This is a genomic window from Pseudomonas sp. TE3911, from assembly GCF_054062775.1.
Map to the genome: position 1 here is coordinate 397972 of NZ_JBSSFP010000001.1, position 18143 is coordinate 416114.

17 protein-coding genes are annotated in these 18143 nt (G+C 58.7%); 12 read left to right on the top strand and 5 right to left on the bottom strand.

Features of this window, described 5'->3' with window-relative positions; translation table 11 throughout:
- The first annotated feature begins 64 nt into the window (after window positions 1-64).
- The 7 genes from ACVWXD_RS01865 to ACVWXD_RS01895 all read left to right on the top strand — a co-directional run bounded on the left by ACVWXD_RS01865 (window position 65) and on the right by ACVWXD_RS01895 (window position 8082).
- Window positions 65-1324 carry a D-mannose isomerase gene (locus ACVWXD_RS01865; protein WP_260367601.1) on the top strand — a complete coding sequence of 420 codons (1260 nt, stop codon included), beginning with the start codon at window positions 65-67 and terminating at the stop codon, window positions 1322-1324.
- Between the two features lie 104 nt (window positions 1325-1428).
- The gene (locus ACVWXD_RS01870) at window positions 1429-2715 is read left to right on the top strand and encodes an ABC transporter substrate-binding protein (RefSeq protein ID WP_032891000.1); all 1287 of its coding nucleotides are present in this window, start codon (window positions 1429-1431) and stop codon (window positions 2713-2715) included.
- Window positions 2716-2795: 80 nt separating this feature from the next.
- Window positions 2796-3704, top strand: coding sequence for a carbohydrate ABC transporter permease (locus ACVWXD_RS01875; RefSeq protein WP_003175732.1), 909 nt, complete (start codon window positions 2796-2798; stop codon window positions 3702-3704).
- Window positions 3697-4542: a carbohydrate ABC transporter permease gene (locus ACVWXD_RS01880; RefSeq protein WP_032891002.1), complete on the top strand. Its 846-nt coding sequence runs from the start codon at window positions 3697-3699 to the stop codon at window positions 4540-4542. Before ACVWXD_RS01875 ends, ACVWXD_RS01880 begins: the two co-directional genes overlap by 8 nt.
- 2 nt (window positions 4543-4544) lie before the next feature.
- Window positions 4545-5705, top strand: a complete 1161-nt coding sequence (locus ACVWXD_RS01885) for an ABC transporter ATP-binding protein (RefSeq protein ID WP_032891003.1) — start codon at window positions 4545-4547, stop codon at window positions 5703-5705.
- Between the two features lie 85 nt (window positions 5706-5790).
- Window positions 5791-7137 (top strand): carbohydrate porin, encoded by a 1347-nt coding sequence (locus tag ACVWXD_RS01890; protein ID WP_457370623.1) that lies wholly within the window; start codon window positions 5791-5793, stop codon window positions 7135-7137.
- Window positions 7138-7236: 99 nt separating this feature from the next.
- Window positions 7237-8082 carry a D-hexose-6-phosphate mutarotase gene (locus tag ACVWXD_RS01895; RefSeq protein ID WP_032891005.1) on the top strand — a complete coding sequence of 282 codons (846 nt, stop codon included), beginning with the start codon at window positions 7237-7239 and terminating at the stop codon, window positions 8080-8082.
- 122 nt (window positions 8083-8204) lie between these two features.
- On the opposite strand, the gene ACVWXD_RS01900 is transcribed toward ACVWXD_RS01895, so the two are convergent.
- Window positions 8205-9065, bottom strand: coding sequence for a MurR/RpiR family transcriptional regulator (locus ACVWXD_RS01900; RefSeq protein WP_169851198.1), 861 nt, complete (start codon window positions 9063-9065; stop codon window positions 8205-8207).
- Window positions 9066-9284: 219 nt separating this feature from the next.
- On the opposite strand from ACVWXD_RS01900, the gene zwf reads away from it, so the two are divergent.
- From zwf to ACVWXD_RS01915, 3 genes are read left to right on the top strand one after another with little or no spacing between them, the layout of a single operon-like run.
- Window positions 9285-10751, top strand: a complete 1467-nt coding sequence (gene zwf, locus ACVWXD_RS01905; protein ID WP_032891006.1) for a glucose-6-phosphate dehydrogenase — start codon at window positions 9285-9287, stop codon at window positions 10749-10751.
- Window positions 10738-11451, top strand: coding sequence for a 6-phosphogluconolactonase (gene pgl, locus ACVWXD_RS01910; protein ID WP_032891007.1), 714 nt, complete (start codon window positions 10738-10740; stop codon window positions 11449-11451). Before zwf ends, pgl begins: the two co-directional genes overlap by 14 nt.
- A 17-nt stretch (window positions 11452-11468) precedes the next feature.
- On the top strand, window positions 11469-12134 hold the full coding sequence (locus ACVWXD_RS01915) for a bifunctional 4-hydroxy-2-oxoglutarate aldolase/2-dehydro-3-deoxy-phosphogluconate aldolase (protein WP_017735662.1): 666 nt from the start codon (window positions 11469-11471) through the stop codon (window positions 12132-12134).
- A gap of 92 nt (window positions 12135-12226) precedes the next feature.
- Here the strand turns inward: ACVWXD_RS01915 and ACVWXD_RS01920 are convergent, their stop codons facing one another.
- Both ACVWXD_RS01920 and ACVWXD_RS01925 read right to left on the bottom strand, forming a co-directional pair.
- Window positions 12227-13402, bottom strand: a complete 1176-nt coding sequence (locus tag ACVWXD_RS01920) for an aminotransferase class V-fold PLP-dependent enzyme (protein WP_401381105.1) — start codon at window positions 13400-13402, stop codon at window positions 12227-12229.
- 14 nt (window positions 13403-13416) lie between these two features.
- A complete protein-coding gene (locus ACVWXD_RS01925) occupies window positions 13417-13653 on the bottom strand; it encodes a DUF3820 family protein (protein ID WP_099602788.1) in 237 nt (78 codons plus the stop codon).
- Between the two features lie 209 nt (window positions 13654-13862).
- Here ACVWXD_RS01925 and ACVWXD_RS01930 point away from each other — a divergent pair, with 209 nt between their 5' ends.
- Complete coding sequence (locus ACVWXD_RS01930) at window positions 13863-14330, top strand: ferritin-like domain-containing protein (RefSeq protein WP_032891010.1); 468 nt, start codon at window positions 13863-13865, stop codon at window positions 14328-14330.
- A gap of 136 nt (window positions 14331-14466) precedes the next feature.
- Here ACVWXD_RS01930 and ACVWXD_RS01935 read toward each other — a convergent pair whose 3' ends face one another.
- Both ACVWXD_RS01935 and ACVWXD_RS01940 read right to left on the bottom strand, forming a co-directional pair.
- On the bottom strand, window positions 14467-14937 hold the full coding sequence (locus ACVWXD_RS01935) for a MaoC family dehydratase (RefSeq protein WP_024077080.1): 471 nt from the start codon (window positions 14935-14937) through the stop codon (window positions 14467-14469).
- Between the two features lie 69 nt (window positions 14938-15006).
- Window positions 15007-15951 carry an alpha/beta hydrolase gene (locus ACVWXD_RS01940; protein WP_260367606.1) on the bottom strand — a complete coding sequence of 315 codons (945 nt, stop codon included), beginning with the start codon at window positions 15949-15951 and terminating at the stop codon, window positions 15007-15009.
- A gap of 200 nt (window positions 15952-16151) precedes the next feature.
- On the opposite strand from ACVWXD_RS01940, the gene fadD2 reads away from it, so the two are divergent.
- On the top strand, window positions 16152-17840 hold the full coding sequence (gene fadD2, locus ACVWXD_RS01945) for a long-chain-fatty-acid--CoA ligase FadD2 (protein WP_032891013.1): 1689 nt from the start codon (window positions 16152-16154) through the stop codon (window positions 17838-17840).
- Window positions 17841-18143: the final 303 nt, after the last annotated feature.

The window sequence follows — 18143 nt, forward strand, 5'->3', positions numbered from 1 at the left end:
ACTTGCCCTCATCTCGCCCTTGTTTAGACTCCGGTCACCCCACAAAAAATAATAAGGGCCACCCATGACTACGCAACGACTGCCTGCCAGCAGTTGGCTGAATGCACCTGCCCATCACGCTTGGCTCGCCGCCGAAGGGCAGCGCTTGCTGGCATTCGCCAAGGCCTCGCGTCTGCCTGAAGGTTTTGGCAACCTCGACGAAAAAGGCCAACTGCCAGCCAATGCCCACGCCGAAACCATGAATACCGCACGCATGACCCACAGCTTCGCCATGGCCCATGCCATGGGCTTGCCGGGCTATGCCGAATTGGTTGAGCACGGTGTTGCGGCTCTCAGTGGCCCTTTGCGTGATAGCAAACACGGCGGTTGGTTCGCCACGCCTCAGGCCTTCGATGGCAATACCGGTAAGGCCGCCTACCTGCATGCTTTCGTCGCCCTGGCAGCCAGTTCTGCCGTGGTGGCGGGCGCGCCTGGTGCGCAAAACCTGCTCAATGATGCGACCCACATCATCGACCAGTTTTTCTGGAGCGAAGAGGAGGGCGTTATGCTCGAATCCTTTGCTCAGGATTGGAGCGGCGTCGAAGCCTATCGCGGCGCCAACAGCAATATGCACGCGACCGAAGCCTTCCTTGCATTGGCCGATGTGACGGGCGATACCCGCTGGCTGGACCGTGCACTGCGTATAGTCGAGCGCGTGATCCACACCCACGCCGCCAGTAACCAGTTTATGGTCATCGAGCATTTCGACCCGCACTGGCGCCCGTTGCTGAACTACAACGAAGATAACCGCGCCGACGGCTTCCGCCCCTACGGCATCACCCCAGGTCACGGTTTTGAATGGGCGCGGCTGGTGCTGCACCTCGAGGCCGCCCGTCTGCAAGCGGGGCTGGCCACGCCGGATTGGTTGGTGAGCGACGCCAAAGGCTTGTTCGCCAGCGCCTGCGAATACGCCTGGGCCGTGGATGGCGCCCCCGGCATCGTTTACACCCTGGACTGGAATCACCAGCCGGTGGTGCGCGAACGCTTGCATTGGACCCACGCCGAAGCCTGCGCCGCAGCCCAAGCCTTGCTTAAACGCACTGGCGAACTGCATTACGAAACCTGGTATCGGCGCTTCTGGGAGTTCTGCGAAACCCACTTTATCGACCGCATCCACGGCAGTTGGCACCACGAACTCAACCCGCATAACCAGCCCAGCAGCACTATCTGGGGGGGCAAGCCGGACCTGTACCATGCCTGGCAAGCGGTGGTGCTGCCTGCACTGCCCTTGGCACCAAGCATGACCAGCGCATTAAGCGCTGGGCGCTATGTCACCAACTGGTGACATTTGTGCGTCCCTTTGTTACCCGCGCTCGAAAAAACCATGTTTAAACTCCGTGCAGCGCAAGCTCTAGACTTGCATGCATAACAACAAGAAAAGGTATTCAGATGAACGCGATTAATCGCCTCGCCGTAGCTATTTCCGTTGCCTCGTTGTTTCCCCTCAGTGCATTTGCCGCCGACTCCAAAGGTACGGTTGAAGTTGTGCATTGGTGGACCTCGGGTGGCGAAAAAGCGGCTGTAGATGTCCTGAAGGCCCAAGTCGAGAAAGACGGCTTCACCTGGAAAGACGGTGCCGTTGCAGGCGGCGGTGGCGCCACTGCCATGACCGTGCTCAAAAGCCGCGCGGTCGCCGGTAACCCTCCCGGCGTTGCCCAGATCAAAGGCCCCGATATCCAGGAATGGGCGTCCACTGGCCTGCTCGACACTGACGTGCTCAAAGACGTCGCCAAAGAAGAAAAATGGGACTCCCTGCTCGACAAGAAAGTCTCCGACACCGTGAAGTACGACGGTGACTACGTCGCCGTGCCGGTCAACATTCACCGTGTGAACTGGCTGTGGATCAACCCGGAAGTCTTCAAGAAAGCCGGTATCACCAAGAACCCAACCACCCTCGAAGAATTCTACGCAGCCGGCGACAAGCTCAAGGCTGCGGGCTTTATTCCGCTCGCCCACGGTGGCCAGCCTTGGCAGGACAGCACCGTGTTCGAAGCGGTCGTGCTCTCGGTGATGGGTGCCGATGGCTACAAGAAAGCCTTGGTTGACCTGGATAACGCCGCGCTGACCGGCCCGGAAATGGTCAAGTCCCTCACCGAGCTTAAGAAAGTCGCGACCTACATGGACGTCGATGGCAAAGGCCAGGACTGGAACCTCGAAGCTGGGAAAGTCATCAACGGCAAGGCCGGTATGCAGATCATGGGTGACTGGGCCAAGTCCGAATGGACTGCCGCCAAGAAAGTCGCCGGTAAAGACTACGAGTGCGTAGCCTTCCCGGGCACCGACAAAGCCTTCACCTACAACATCGACTCCCTGGCGGTGTTCAAGCAGAAAGACAAAGGCACCGCTGCCGGTCAGCAGGACATCGCCAAAGTCGTGCTGGGTGAAAACTTCCAGAAAGTGTTCAGCATCAACAAGGGTTCGATCCCTGTTCGTACCGACATGCTCAATGAAATGGACAAACTCGGCTTTGACTCCTGCGCCCAGACCGCTGCCAAAGACTTCCTGGCAGACGCCAAGTCTGGCGGCCTGCAGCCAAGCATGGCGCACAACATGGCCACCACACTGGCCGTGCAAGGCGCGTTCTTTGATGTCGTGACCAACTTCATCAACGACCCGAAAGCAGACCCGGCCGACACCGCCAAGAAACTCGGCGCTGCGATCAAGTCAGCCAAGTAAAAGCTGACCTTGTGAGGGGGACCCCTAACCCCTCACAAGGCCTGTTCCTGTAGTCCTTTTTCCCTGTATTGGATTTCCCCATGAGTTCTGTTGCTGTGTTCAGCAAAGCCTCGCCGTTCGATGCACTGCAGCGCTGGCTACCCAAACTGGTGCTGGCGCCCAGCATGTTCATCGTCTTGGTGGGCTTCTACGGCTACATCCTGTGGACGTTTGTGCTGTCGTTCACCACATCCACGTTCCTGCCAAGCTACAAATGGGCGGGTCTGGCGCAGTACGAGCGTTTATTCGACAACGATCGCTGGTGGGTGGCGAGCAAGAACCTGGCGCTGTTTGGCGGCATGTTTATCGGCATCACCTTGGTGATCGGCGTGACGCTGGCGATTTTCCTCGACCAGAAAATCCGCCGCGAAGGCTTCATTCGCACCATTTACCTGTACCCGATGGCGCTCTCGATGATCGTCACCGGTACCGCCTGGAAATGGCTGCTCAACCCGGGCATGGGCCTGGACAAACTCCTGCGTGACTGGGGCTGGGAAGGCTTCCGTCTCGATTGGCTGATCGACCCGGATCGTGTGGTCTATTGCCTGGTAATCGCTGCTGTGTGGCAAGCCTCCGGATTCATCATGGCGATGTTCCTCGCCGGTTTGCGTGGCGTTGATCAATCGATCATCCGCGCCGCGCAGATCGACGGCGCGAGCCTGCCGCGCATCTACTGGAGCGTGGTGCTGCCGAGCCTGCGTCCGGTGTTCTTCAGTGCGGTGATGATCCTGGCGCACATTGCCATCAAGAGCTTCGACCTGGTGGCGGCGATGACCGCTGGAGGTCCGGGCTACTCGTCCGACCTGCCAGCGATGTTCATGTATTCGTTCACCTTCAGCCGTGGCCAGATGGGCATGGGGTCGGCGAGTGCAATCCTGATGCTCGGTGCGATCCTCGCGATCATCGTGCCTTACCTCTACTCCGAGCTGAGGACCAAACGTAATGACTAGTCTCGCCTCTAAACCGTCCATCAGCCTGAGCCGCATCGCGATTTACGCGGTGCTGATCCTCGCCGTGCTGCTGTACCTGGTGCCGCTGGTGGTGATGCTGCTCACCAGCTTCAAGACCCCGGAAGACATCACCAACGGCAACCTGCTGAGCTGGCCCACCGTGGTCACCGGCATCGGCTGGGTCAAGGCCTGGGACACCGTCGATGGTTACTTCTGGAACTCGATCAAGATCACCGTTCCGGCTGTGCTCATTTCCACCGCCATCGGCGCATTGAACGGTTATGTGCTGTCGTTCTGGCGCTTCCGTGGCTCGCAGCTGTTCTTCGGTCTGCTGTTGTTCGGCTGCTTCCTGCCGTTCCAGACCGTGCTGCTGCCCGCGTCGTTCACCCTCGGCAAGATGGGCCTGGCCAGCACCACCACAGGCTTGGTGTTCATCCATGTGGTCTACGGCCTGGCGTTCACCACGCTGTTCTTCCGTAACTACTACGTGAGCATTCCGGATGCGCTGATCAAGGCTGCGCGCCTGGACGGTGCAGGATTCTTCACCATCTTCCGTCAGATCATTCTGCCGATGTCGACGCCGATCATCATGGTCTGCCTGATCTGGCAGTTCACTCAGATCTGGAACGACTTCCTGTTCGGCGTGGTGTTCTCCAGTGGCGACTCCCAGCCCATCACGGTGGCGCTGAATAACCTGGTCAACACGAGCACCGGGGCCAAGGAATATAACGTGGATATGGCGGCGGCGATGATCGCCGGGCTGCCGACCCTGCTGGTCTATGTGATCGCAGGCAAGTATTTCGTGCGCGGCCTGACGGCCGGCGCGGTCAAGGGGTAATCATGGCTACGCTTGAACTTCGCAATGTAAACAAGACCTATGGCGCCGGCCTGCCCGACACCTTGAAGAACATCGAACTGTCGATCAAGGAAGGTGAATTCCTGATCCTGGTCGGCCCTTCGGGTTGCGGTAAATCCACGCTGATGAACTGCATCGCCGGCCTTGAGACCATCACCGGCGGTGCGATCATGATCGGTGATCAGGATGTGAGCGGCATGAGCCCCAAGGATCGCGACATCGCCATGGTGTTCCAGTCCTACGCGCTGTACCCGACCATGAGCGTGCGCGAGAACATCGAGTTTGGCCTGAAGATCCGCAAGATGCCGCAAGCCGACATCGACGCCGAAGTGGCGCGCGTGGCCAAGCTGCTGCAAATCGAACACCTGCTTAACCGCAAGCCGGGCCAACTCTCCGGCGGTCAGCAACAGCGCGTGGCCATGGGCCGTGCCCTGGCGCGTCGGCCGAAGATTTACCTGTTCGACGAACCGCTGTCCAACCTCGACGCCAAGCTGCGCGTCGAGATGCGCACCGAAATGAAACTGATGCACCAGCGTCTGAAAACCACCACCGTCTACGTGACCCACGACCAGATCGAAGCCATGACCCTGGGCGACAAAGTGGCGGTGATGAAGGACGGCATCATCCAGCAGTTCGGCACGCCGAAAGAGATCTACAACAACCCGGCCAACCAGTTCGTGGCGAGCTTCATCGGTTCGCCGCCGATGAACTTCGTACCTCTGCGCCTGCAACGCAAGGACGGTCGCTTGGTGGCACTGCTCGACAGCGGCCAGGCCCGTTGTGAGCTGGCGCTGAACGTGACGGATGCGGGTCTTGAAGACCGCGACGTGATCCTGGGCCTGCGCCCGGAGCAGATCATGTTGGCGACAGGCGAGGGCGACAGCGCATCGAGCATTCGTGCCGAAGTTCAGGTCACCGAGCCAACCGGACCGGACACCCTGGTGTTCGTGCAACTCAATGACACCAAGGTCTGCTGCCGCCTGGCGCCCGATGTGGCACCCCAGGTGGGCGAGACCCTGACCCTGCAATTCGATCCGGCCAAGGTGTTGCTGTTCGACGCCAAGACGGGGGAGCGTCTGGGCACTGCTGCCTCAGTGCCGACACAGGGACATGCCGATAACGTGGCTCAGTTCAAGGGCCGCTGAACGATATAAGTCGTTGTTTTAGTTAAAAAATGTAACCCGCGTTAGATAAAAACAGTTTAATAACAATAAAGACGAGGATGTAGGGATGAAAAAGCAACACAACAACACTCGGCTGATCTGCCAACTGTCAGCAGCAGCAGCCCTGGTATTGTCCGCCAATGCGATGGCGGCCGATGCATTCAGCGCCGATTCCAAGTGGATGACCGGCGATTGGGGCGGCGAGCGTACCAAGCTGATCGAGCAAGGTATCGATATCAAGGCCGACTACGTTGGGGAGATGGGCGCCAACCTGCATGGTGGCTACAACGACGACAAGACTGGTCGTTACTCCGACCAGTTTGGTTTGGGCGTAGCACTGGATCTGCAAAAGCTGTGGGGCTGGGATAACACTCAGGCCAAGATCCAGTTGACCAACCGTAATGGCCAGAACATCTCCAACGACCGCATTGGCGATCCGCGTGCCGGCACGCTGAGCTCGTCGATGGAAGTCTACGGTCGTGGCCACATGGTGCGTCTGACCCAGTTCTGGATTCAACACCAGATGTTCGACAACAAGCTGGATGTGAAGCTCGGCTACTTCGGTGAAGGCGAAGACTTCAACACCTTCCCATGCGACTTCCAGAACCTGTCGTTCTGCGGCTCGCAAGTCGGTAACTACGTGAACACTTGGTACAACTGGCCTGTCAGCCAGGCGGCCATTCGCGTGAAGTACAACATCACGCCTGAGTTGTACGCGCAGATCGGTGCCTACAACCAGAACCCATCGCAGCTTGAGCACGGCAACGGCTTCAAGCTCAGCGGCAGTGGCACCAAGGGCACCGTGATTCCGGTGGAATTGGTCTGGTCGCCGAAAGTTAACAACCTGCCGGGCGAATACCGTGTGGGTTACTACAAGAGCGCGGCTGATGCACCGGACGTGCGTGAAGACGTCAACGGCGGCAATGCGGTCCTCACTGGCGCAGACTTCCGTACCCGCAGCAGCAAGAAAGGCTACTGGTTCGTTGCACAACAGCAGCTCACTACGCACAACGGCGATGCTTCGCGCGGCCTGAACATCGCAGCGAACGCCACCTTCCACGACAAGGAAACCAACCTGGTCGACAACTACCAGTCCTTGATGCTGGTGTACAAAGGTCCATTCGACGCGCGTCCAAAAGATGACGTCGGCATTGGTGCTGCTCGTCTGCACGTCAACAATGATGTGAAGAAGAACGCTGAGCTGCTGAACGCCGATAATGGCGTAAGTGACTATGACAGTGCGCAGTACACGCCGATTCGCGAGACCGAGTACAACTTCGAAATCAACTACGGCTTCCACGTCACCAACTGGCTGACCGTGCGTCCCAACCTGCAATACGTTGTCCAACCGGGCGGCGTGGATAAAGTCGACAACGCGTTGGTGGCTGGCCTGAAAATTCAGTCTACGTTCTAACGTTGTTGCGATAAGCTCCTTCTCTCTGTGCGCATTTGCGGGTAGCCATGGCTATCCGCTTTTTTTTGGGTGGCACTGTGATATTCGGGACCGTGGCACATGCATGAGCATCCGCTGCAACGCTTTTTCAAATCCTTGCGCGAGCGTCCAGTGTTCGCCTGGGAGCGCTTTCAGATGCGCGATGTGTTGGTGATTGACCATCCGCTGTGTCAGGCGGTGTTCAGCCGGCAGGGCGCGCAACTGTTGCATTTCCAACCCCGTGGCCAGAAACCCTGGTTGTGGTGCGCGGCCAAGTGGCCGCAAGTCGGCGCCATCCGTGGTGGCGTGCCGGTGTGCTGGCCGTGGTACGGCCGTCACCCGAGCGAGAACGCGTGGCCATCCCATGGCTGGGCGCGATTGATCGACTGGAAACTGCTCGACAGCAGCACCGACGACGACGGTGTACGCCTGCACTGGCAATTGCAGTTGTGCGACTGGCAGGTCGACCTGCACGCGCACCTGGGTGAAACCCTGGAACTGCGCCTGAGCACCGAGCATCAAGACGAACTCCCATGCCAGTTGAGCCATGCTTTGCACGCTTACTGGCGTATTGGTCACGTCGACGAGATAGCGCTGTCTGGGCTCGACGGCGCCCAAGGTTATGACCAGCTCAATCGTCAGGCTTGTCAGCAGGAAGGCGAATTGCGGGTGGACGGTGGGTGCCAGCGGGTGTTCCAGCACGAAGGTGAACTGCAGCTCAAGGATCACGCCTGGCAGCGTGAACTGTGTATCGACACTGGCGACAGTGCGGACACCGTGGTGTGGCATCCAGGCAGCCGGCCGTTGCTGGGGGTCAGTTTTAACGAGGCGTCGGGGTTTGTGTGCGTGGAGTCGGCGATGGCTGGCGCAAGTCTGGCGCCGGGGGAGCGGGCGCATCTCAGCTTGCAGGCGCGGGCTGGGGTTTAGCGGTGTGGCTGATGGCCCTATCGGGGGAAAGCCCCCTCCCACAGTTTGATTTGTGAATACATTTCAAATGTGGGAGGGGGCTTGCCCCCGATGAGGCCAGTGAAGCCAACACACAGACTGGCTTAGTTGAACTCATCCCCAACCGGATACCGGCTGTCATTCAAACTCTCTTTGATCTTGCGCAGATGCGGCTGGAAATCCACGCCACGGCGCAACGTCATGCCGGTGGCCAGCACATCCAGCACCGTCAGCTGAATGATCCGCGAGGTCATCGGCATATAGATGTCGGTGTCTTCCGGCAGCGGAATGTTCAGGCTCACGGTACTGGCCTTTGCCAGCGGTGAATTCTCGGCAGTCACGCCCAGCACCGATGCGCCGTTTTCCCGTGCGATACGCGCTACTTCCACCAACTCGCGGGTACGCCCGGTGTAGGAAATAATCACGAACAACTCGCCGGTGTGCGCCACTGAGGCGATCATGCGTTGCATCAGCACGTCGGCGTGGGCGGTCACCGACAGGTTGAAGCGGAAAAACTTGTGCAGCGCATCCATGGCCACCGGCGCAGACGCGCCCAGGCCGAAGAAGTGGATCTGCCGCGCCTGGATCAACAAGTCCACGGCCTTGCTTATCAGGTTCGGGTCCAAGGCCTGGCAGGCGCTGTCCAGGGACGCAATGGCGCTGCCAAAGATCTTCTGGGTGTAGGCCTCGGGGTTATCATCGGCCTCCACGGCACGGCTGACATAAGCTGCGCCACTGGCCAGGCTTTGCGCCAACTGCAATTTGAGTTCAGGGTAACCGCTGACGCCGAACGAACGGCAGAAACGGTTGACCGTCGGTTCACTGACCGAAGCGGCCTGGGCAAGGGCGGCAATAGAGAAGCGGGTCGCCTGCTGCGGGTTGAGCAGGATGACCTCGGCGACTTTTTTCTCAGCCTTGTTCAATTCTTCGAGGCGGTTCCGGATCTGTTCCAGAAGATTTCGCACGCGGTCCATTCAGTCTTTCCTTCGGGCGACGATGCAAATAAAGGGCGGCAGCCAATCGACGAGTGGCTTTTCGCGGTGGCCTATCCTACTGAGGGTAGCTGAACACCACCACTCGGAATGCGTATTTCGGGAAAATGTTGTGGTTATTACTACATTTTTCCTTGAGTGATGCCTTGAAAAAAGGTATTTGTAGCTTAACTTGATAAAAGAACAAACATCATGCCTTCGATAACCGTAGAACCCTGCACCTTTGCCCTGTTTGGCGCCTTGGGTGATCTGGCGCTGCGCAAGTTATTTCCTGCCCTCTATCAACTTGATGGCGCTGGGCTGCTGCACGACGACACGCGCATCCTGGCCCTGGCCCGTGAAGCCGGTTCCGAACAGCAGCATCTGGCTCATATCGAAAAAGAACTGCGTAAATATGTCGGCAACGAACTGGACGAAAGCATCGCCCAGCGTTTCCTGGCGCGCCTGACTTACGTCCACGTCGACTTCATGAAGGCCGACGACTACGTGGCCCTGGCTGAACTGGCGGGTACCGAGCAACGCCTGATCGCTTATTTCGCCACCCCGGCCGCGGTGTACGGCGCTATCTGCGAGAACCTGTCCAAGGTCGGCCTGGCGGAAAACACCCGTGTGGTGTTGGAAAAACCCATCGGTTCGGACCTGGAGTCCTCGCGCAAGGTCAACGATGCCGTGGCGCAGTTTTTCCCGGAAAACCGCACCTACCGTATCGACCACTACCTGGGCAAAGAGACCGTCCAGAACCTGATCGCCCTGCGTTTCGCCAACAGCCTGTTCGAAACCCAGTGGAACCAGAACTACATCTCCCACGTGGAAATCACCGTGGCCGAGCAAGTCGGTATCGAAGGCCGTTGGGGCTACTTCGATAAGGCAGGCCAGTTGCGGGACATGATTCAGAACCACCTGCTGCAACTGCTTTGCCTGATCGCCATGGACCCACCGGCCGATTTGTCGGCCGACAGCATCCGTGACGAGAAGGTCAAGGTGCTCAAGGCCCTGGCGCCGATCAGCCCGGATGGCCTGACCACTCAGGTTGTACGTGGCCAGTACATCGCCGGCTACAGCGCCGGTAAAGCGGTGCCGGGTTACCTGGAAGAAGAGAATTCCAACACCCAGAGCGACACCGAAACGTTCGTCGCACTGCGGGCCGATATTCGTAACTGGCGTTGGGCCGGGGTGCCGTTCTATCTGCGCACCGGCAAGCGCATGCCGCAGAAGCTGTCGCAGATCGTCATCCATTTCAAGGAACCGTCTCACTACATCTTCGCCCCCGAGCAGCGCTTGCAGATCAGCAACAAACTGATCATTCGCTTGCAGCCGGACGAAGGGATTTCCCTGCGTGTGATGACCAAGGAGCAGGGCCTGGACAAGGGAATGCAACTGCGTAGCGGGCCTCTGCAACTGAATTTTTCCGACACCTATCGCAGCGCGCGCATCCCCGATGCCTACGAGCGTTTGCTGTTGGAAGTGATGCGCGGCAATCAGAACCTGTTTGTCCGTAAAGATGAAATCGAAGCCGCGTGGAAGTGGTGTGACCAGTTGATCGCCGGGTGGAAAAAATCCGGTGATGCGCCCAAGCCGTATGCGGCGGGTTCCTGGGGGCCGATGAGCTCCATTGCACTGATCACGCGGGATGGGAGGTCTTGGTATGGCGATATCTGAATTGAAACTGCCTCGTGGCGTAACTGCCCATGAGTACCGCACGCCAGTGCAACTGGCGGACGGCCTGGCCAATGACGTGGCAGAGCAACTGCGCACGGCCATCAGTGCCCGTGGCGAAGCGACCCTGGTTGTGTCCGGTGGCCGCAGCCCTGTGGCGTTTTTCCAGAACTTGGCCAAGCAAGGCCTGGACTGGTCCAAGGTCACGATTACCCTGGCCGACGAGCGCTGGGTGCCGGTGGAACACGCCGACAGCAATGCTGGCTTGTTGAAACAGCATCTGTTGCAAGGCCCGGCCGCCAAGGCCAAGTTTTTGAGTCTGTACAGCGCCGCCGCCAATCTAGAAGACGCTGCCGAGCAGGCCGATCGCCTGCTGGCCGAGTTGCCAGCCATTGATGTGCTGGTACTGGGCATGGGCGATGACGGTCACACCGCATCGCTGTTTCCCAACAGTCCGAACCTCGCCGAAGCGTTGCAGGCCGACGGTACCCGTCGTTGCTGGCCGATGCTGGCGCCGACCGTGCCGCACCAGCGCCTGACCATGAGTCGCGCGTTGCTGGCCACAGCCAACTACACCGTGCTGTCGATTTCCGGCAGTTCGAAATTGACCACCTTGAGCGCCGCCCTGGCCAGTGACGACGTTGCTGCCATGCCGATTCGCGCGTTTTTGCAACCTACTTTAGAGATTTACTGGTGCCCATGAGCCAAGGATCAGCCGCTATGAAAAGCCCCCAACCGACCGTGTCCATGGCGGATAAAGTTGCCTTGATCGACAGCCTCTGCGCCAAGGCGCGGATCCTGCCGGTGATCACCATCGCCCGCGAACAGGACATCCTGCCGCTGGCCGATGCCCTGGCAGCCGGTGGTTTGACCGCCTTGGAAGTGACCCTGCGTTCCGAGTTCGGCCTCAAGGCCATTCAGGTACTGCGCGAGCAGCGTCCGGAACTGTGCACTGGTGCCGGCACCGTGCTCGACCGTCACATGCTCGAAGCGGCCGAAGTGGCTGGCTCGCAATTTATTGTCACCCCCGGGATTACCCGCGACCTGCTGGAAGCCTCGGTGCACAGCCCGATTCCTTTGCTGCCAGGCATTAGCAACGCCTCCGGCATCATGGAAGGCTATGGCCTGGGCTACCGCCGCTTCAAGCTGTTCCCGGCCGAAGTCAGCGGCGGCGTGGCGGCGATCAAGGCTCTAGGTGGCCCGTTCGGCGAAGTGAAATTCTGCCCGACCGGCGGCGTTGGCCCGGCCAACATCAAGAGCTACATGGCGTTGAAAAATGTGATGTGCGTAGGTGGTAGCTGGATGCTTGACCCTGAGTGGATCAAGAACGGCGACTGGGCCCGTATCCAGGAAGTCACCGCCGAGGCGCTGGCGCTGCTGGATTGATCTGATTTACCGAATCGTTGTTGCTGTGCTTAACGGCATTTTTGCGGTGCACTTGGTCGGTGTACCGCTTTTTTTTGCCTGTAGAAAAGCGCTTATTCGGCGCTCAACTCGGTAATAGCGTTGATCAGCGCATGAATGTCCTGCGCGGAGGTCACCAACCCTGGCGTCACTCGAATACACGTGCCAAACGCTGCTCCGGTTCGCGTGGTGGTAAACAGGTCGTACTCTTTGAGTAACCGATCGACCATGCCTTGCTGATTGCGGCCGACGAATTTGAACGCGGTAATCCCGCAATACAGCCGTGGATCATCCGAGGTCAGGACCTCAATGCCTTTCAGTGGTCGCACCTGACTTACCCATAAATCGCGCAGGTAATTCACCCGAGCACCTTTGGCTGCTGCGCCACCCAATGCCCGATGTTCTTCAAATACCAGTGGCAGTGTCATCAGCGCCGGAAAGTTCGGCGTGCTGTAAGACGTGCGTGCGCGAACATCCGTGATGGGGTAGTGGAATTCGCCCATGTCCGGATCGATGTCTGCCAGGCGTTCCGGAGCGATATACAGAAAACCCAGGGTCAGCGGTGCACCGATCCATTTATGCAGGTTGAAGCCGGCGAACTGGATACCCAGCTCGGCGAGGTTGAAGTCGATCTGGCCCAGGGCATGGGCGCCATCGAGGATCACGTCGACGTCATGTTCACGCGCCGCCTTGGCGATGGCTGCGACGGGCATCACCAGGCCGGTGCGGTGGGTGACGTGAGTCAGCGCCATCAGCTTTAAACGCGGGTACTCAGCGAAGGTACTGCGATAGGTCTGCAACAGACTGTCGAAACTGGCCGGGTGCGTGTGGGAAAGCTCGATCACCTCTACACCGCGAACCCCGGCCAGCCAACGCATGGCGCCCTTGACGGTGTCGTACTCCAAATCACTGATCAACACCTGGTCGCCCGGTTGCAGACGGTTGTAGTTGCGGATCAGCGACTGCAACGCTTCGGTGGCATTGCGGGTAAAGGCCACCGACTCAGGATCTACATCGATTAGTTCGGCCAATTGGCGGCGGATCTCGACGTTCTCGCCCTGTTCAAAGCGCTGGCGCACGTGCAGCGAATTGCTGCGGTTGATAAACGCCACATGGTCCAGATACTGCGCCTGTACTGCGCGGCTCATGCGCCCGAAGTAGCCGTTTTCCAGATTGATCGGACCCGGTTCCAGGTCATACCGCTGGGCGATGGCGTGCCAGTGACGTTCGTTGTTTGCATTCCCTTGCATGGCGCAGTTCCTGATTAATAGCGCGGGGCGGGCTTGCCGTGTTTAGTGCGCAAGGGTTCGAGCAGTTCCGACAAACCGTTGTGGTCGATTTCCTGCATCAAGGCCAGCAAACCGCCCAGCTCGCCGTGGGGAAAGCCTTCGCGGGCAAACCAGTTCAGGTAAGGACCCGGCAGGTCGGCGATGATCCGGCCCTTGTATTTGCCGAAGGGCATTTCGCGGGTGATCAGCAGTTCGAGTTTTTCGGGGTTCATGGGGGGATTCAATGGCGTGAGTCGAGACGTTCGAAAATACAGGCATTCTGCATGAAGGCCAAATGACAGATCATGCAAATAACGTACATACAGATCGTTCAAATATTTTTAAGTTGTTGAAATTAAACATAAAAGTTGTTTTTCAAAACCTGGCACGAGCGCTGCAATCATTAAGACAACCCTTCGTAACCTGCCTAAGGAATTGAAAAATGACTGACATCAATAAAGAATCGATCTCCGTACTCAATGACCTGATCGAGACCAGCATCGACGGCCAGAAAGGTTTCAAAGAATGCGCCGAAGACATCAAACACCCAGAACTCAAGGCGCTGTTTGCCAAGCGTTCCGCTGACTGTGCAACCGCCGCCGCCGAGCTGAAAACCGCCGTGCGTGCTCTGGGTGGTGATCCGGAAGATTCGGGTAGTGTGGCCGGCGCCCTGCACCGTGGCTGGGTCGACGTGAAGTCGATGGTTACCGGTAAAGATGAAGAGGCTGTTCTGAACGAAGCCGAGCGCGGCGAAGACCACGCACTCAAGGCTTATAAAGAAGCGATCGAGAAGATCAACAAGCACAACCTGCTGGGCATTCGTGACTTGGTTGAGCGTCAGTACCACGGCGTACAGCGCAACCACGACCAGGTGAAAGCCCTGCGTAACCAGGCTCGCGCTCAGTCGTAAGCCCTGCTGTGTAACAAATGTGGGAGGGGGCTTGCCCCCGATAGCGGTGGATCAGTCGATATTTCAATGACTGACACACCGCAATCGCGAGCAAGCCCCCTCCCACATTTGTATGGCGTTGGCCTTGAAACCAGACTCAGCCGATGCTGATCGGCGGCAGCTCGGTCAAGGTCACGACCTGCTGTTTGCGTGGCGCGAGGATTTCCGCCTCGCCATCCACTACCAACTCGTCACGCTGATTGAACACGCGAGTGGCGATACGTACGCGAAACTTCGGCAGCTTCTCGAGGATTTCCAGACGCACGGTCAGGGTATCGCCGATTTTGACCGGCTTCTGGAAGGTCATCTGCTGGCCGATATAGATAGTGCCCGGCCCAGGAAGCTCGCAGGCCACCGCCGCGCTGATCAGCGCACCGCTGAACATGCCATGGGCGATACGCTCCTTGAACATGGTCGCCTTGGCGTATTCGGCATCCAGGTGCACCGGGTTGTGGTCACCGGACATGGCGGCGAACAGCTGGATGTCGCGCTCTTCGACGGTCTTGCTGTAGCTGGCGGTCTGGCCGACTTCAAGGGCTTCGTACGGGGTGTTGGTTACCTGAGTCATCTAAAGGTGCATCCTGTGGCTAAACGGTAATTATCGGCCGATTTTAAACGGCTGATTTTAAAAGAAAAGTTATTCGCAGCGGGCTGGCCTGCGCAAGGTCAGGGCTTGGTCGAGCCACGTCAGCACATCCGCGGTGACGGCGTCGCGGTTGGTTTCGTTGAACACTTCGTGACGCGCCTGCGGGTACACATTCAATTGCAGATGCTGGCAGCCGGCCTCACGCAGGGCGTGGGCCAGGTTTTTGAGACGCTTGCCCTCACTCACCGGATCACATTCGCCGCCCATCACGAGGATCGGCAGGCCCGGATCAATCTGGGCGAGATTGGACGCTTTGCTGATTTGCTGCAAGCCGCCAAGCAGGTCGATCCACAGCTGGTTGGTACACCGGAAGCCGCAGAGTGGATCGCTGACGTATTTGTCCACTTCATCCGGGTCACGGCTGAGCCAGTCGAACGCCGTGCGGTTGGGCTTGAAGGCCTTGTTGAACGAGCCGAACGACAGGAACTCGATCAGCGCACTTCGCCCCCTTACACCCTGGCGCAGACGTTCGGCCCGAGCGATCATCCGCGCTGCGCGGTAAAGCGCTACCGGTTGGAAATTCGATCCACTGAGAATTGCCCCGTGCAGGCTGGCGCTGTGGTGCAGCAGGTAGGCTTGGGCGATGTAGCTGCCCATGCTGTGGCCCAGCAGGATGATCGGCAGCCCTGGTTGCTGCTGGCCGATGTGTTGATTGAGGCTTGCCAGGTCGCCTACCACTTTGTTCCAGCCATCCTTCTCGGCGTACAACCCCAGCGTACCTTCGTCGGCGGTACGTCCATGGCCACGCTGGTCCGGTGCATACACGCCATAGCCTGCGCTGCATAACGCTTCGGCCAAGCGTCCATAACGCCCGCTGTGCTCGGCCATGCCGTGGGACAGCATGACTACGGCGTGAACCGGGCCGTCGGGCATCCATTGATTGACGTACAGGCGGCTGCGGTCATTCGCGGTCAGCCAGAAGGTGCTGTGGTTCATGGCGCTTCCTTTGCTATGGGTCGTTGCAGTGTATAGCTGATCTGCCGAGGGGCGGGGTATCTGCCTACGCATCAGCGGCAAGATTCATACAATCAATGACACGATTTAGCGTATTTGCCTGTTTGGTCATAGCTGCTAACGTCCCCAAAGCTCCGCTTGTTATAAGCGGCCGGACATACTCAGGTAAGGGGACAAGAATAATGCAACCTGGTTTCTGGAATGACAAACGCGCGGCGGGCGTTCCCAACGATATCGACCTCACGGCCTACAAGTCGGTGATCGAAGTCTTCGAGCGCTCGTGCAAGGCCTTTGCCGACCGTCCGGCATTCAGCAACATGGGCATCACCCTGACCTACGCCGAGCTTGAGCGCCAGAGTGCGGCGTTCGCCGGTTACCTGCAACAGCACACCGACCTCAAGCCCGGCGAGCGCATCGCAGTGCAGATGCCCAACGTGCTGCATTATCCGATTGCCGTGTTCGGCGCCTTGCGCGCGGGGCTGATCGTGGTCAACACCAACCCGCTGTACACCCCGCGCGAGATGCGCCACCAGTTCAAGGACGCCGGCGTGCGTGCGCTGGTCTACCTGAACCTGTTTGGTTCGCGGGTACAGGAAGTGTGCAACGACACCGAGATCGACTACCTGATCGAAGCCAAGATGGGCGACTTTCTGCCCGCCGCCAAAGGCTGGCTGGTCAACACCGTGGTCGACAAGGTCAAGAAGATGGTCCCGGCCTATAGCCTGCCGCGCGCGGTGTCATTCAAGCGTGCCCTGCGCATGGGCTCGGGCCTGGCGGTGACCCGTCACCCCGTGACCCTGGATGACATCGCCGTGCTGCAATACACCGGCGGCACGACCGGCCTGGCCAAGGGCGCGATGCTCACCCATGGCAACCTGGTGGCAAACATGCAGCAGGCGCGTGCGTGCATGTCTCAGGTCGGCGACGACGGCCATCCTTTGATCAAGGAAGGGCAGGAGGTGATGATCGCGCCGCTGCCGCTTTACCACATCTATGCCTTCACCGCGAACTGCATGTGCATGATGGTCACGGGTAACCACAACGTACTCATCACCAACCCGCGGGACATCGGCGGGTTTATCAAGGAGCTGAAAAAGTGGCGCTTTACCGGGTTGCTGGGGCTTAACACGCTGTTTGTGGCGTTGATGGACCATCCGGAATTCAAGACCCTGGATTTCTCCCACCTCAAACTCACCAACTCCGGTGGCACGGCACTGATCAAGGCCACGGCCGAACGCTGGCAGCAAGTCACCGGCTGCACGATTGGCGAGGGCTACGGCCTGACAGAAACCTCACCGGTGGCGTGCACCAACCCCTATGGCAACAAATCGCGCCTCGGTACCGTGGGCATTCCCGTTCCGGCTACCGCGATGAAGGTGATTGATGACGAAGGCGTGGAGTTGCCTCTGGGCGAACGCGGCGAGCTGTGCATCAAGGGCCCGCAGGTGATGAAGGGCTACTGGCAGCAACCGGCCGCCACGGCCGAGAGCCTGGACGCTGAGGGTTGGCTCAAGACCGGCGACATCGCGGTGATCGATGAGGATGGCTTTGTACGCATTGTCGATCGCAAGAAAGACCTGATCATCGTCTCGGGTTTCAACGTGTACCCCAACGAGATCGAAGACGTGGTGATGGCCCACCCGGCCGTGGCCAACTGCGCGGTGATCGGCGTGCCGGACGAGCGCACGGGGGAGGCGGTTAAGTTGTTTGTGGTGGCGCGTGCCGAAGGCGTGAGCCTTGAGGAGTTGAAGACCTACTGCAAGGCCAACTTCACGGGGTACAAGGTGCCCAAGCAGATTGTGTTACGAGACTCGTTGCCGATGACGCCAGTGGGCAAGATTCTGCGCAGGGAGCTACGCGACATCGCCTGACCATGAATTGAAATGCAATCAAATGAGGGAGGGGGCTTGCTCCCGATAGCGGTGTATCAGTCACTGAATGTATTGACTGAACCACGGCAATCGGGAGCAAGCCCCCTCCCTTATTTGTTTTTGATTGTTCTGAAGACCCCATTCCAGAGCCTTTCAGTAGGTAATTCGAGCGCCAAAATAATTGTGACTAAATATTGTCCTACAGTCGAGTTTATGACTGTAAGGCCCGCTTTTGGCTCTAGTCGGCCCTTGGCAAAGCTGCTACTCTCGGCGCGCTTTGTGACGTCTAGGCCTGCTTGAAAG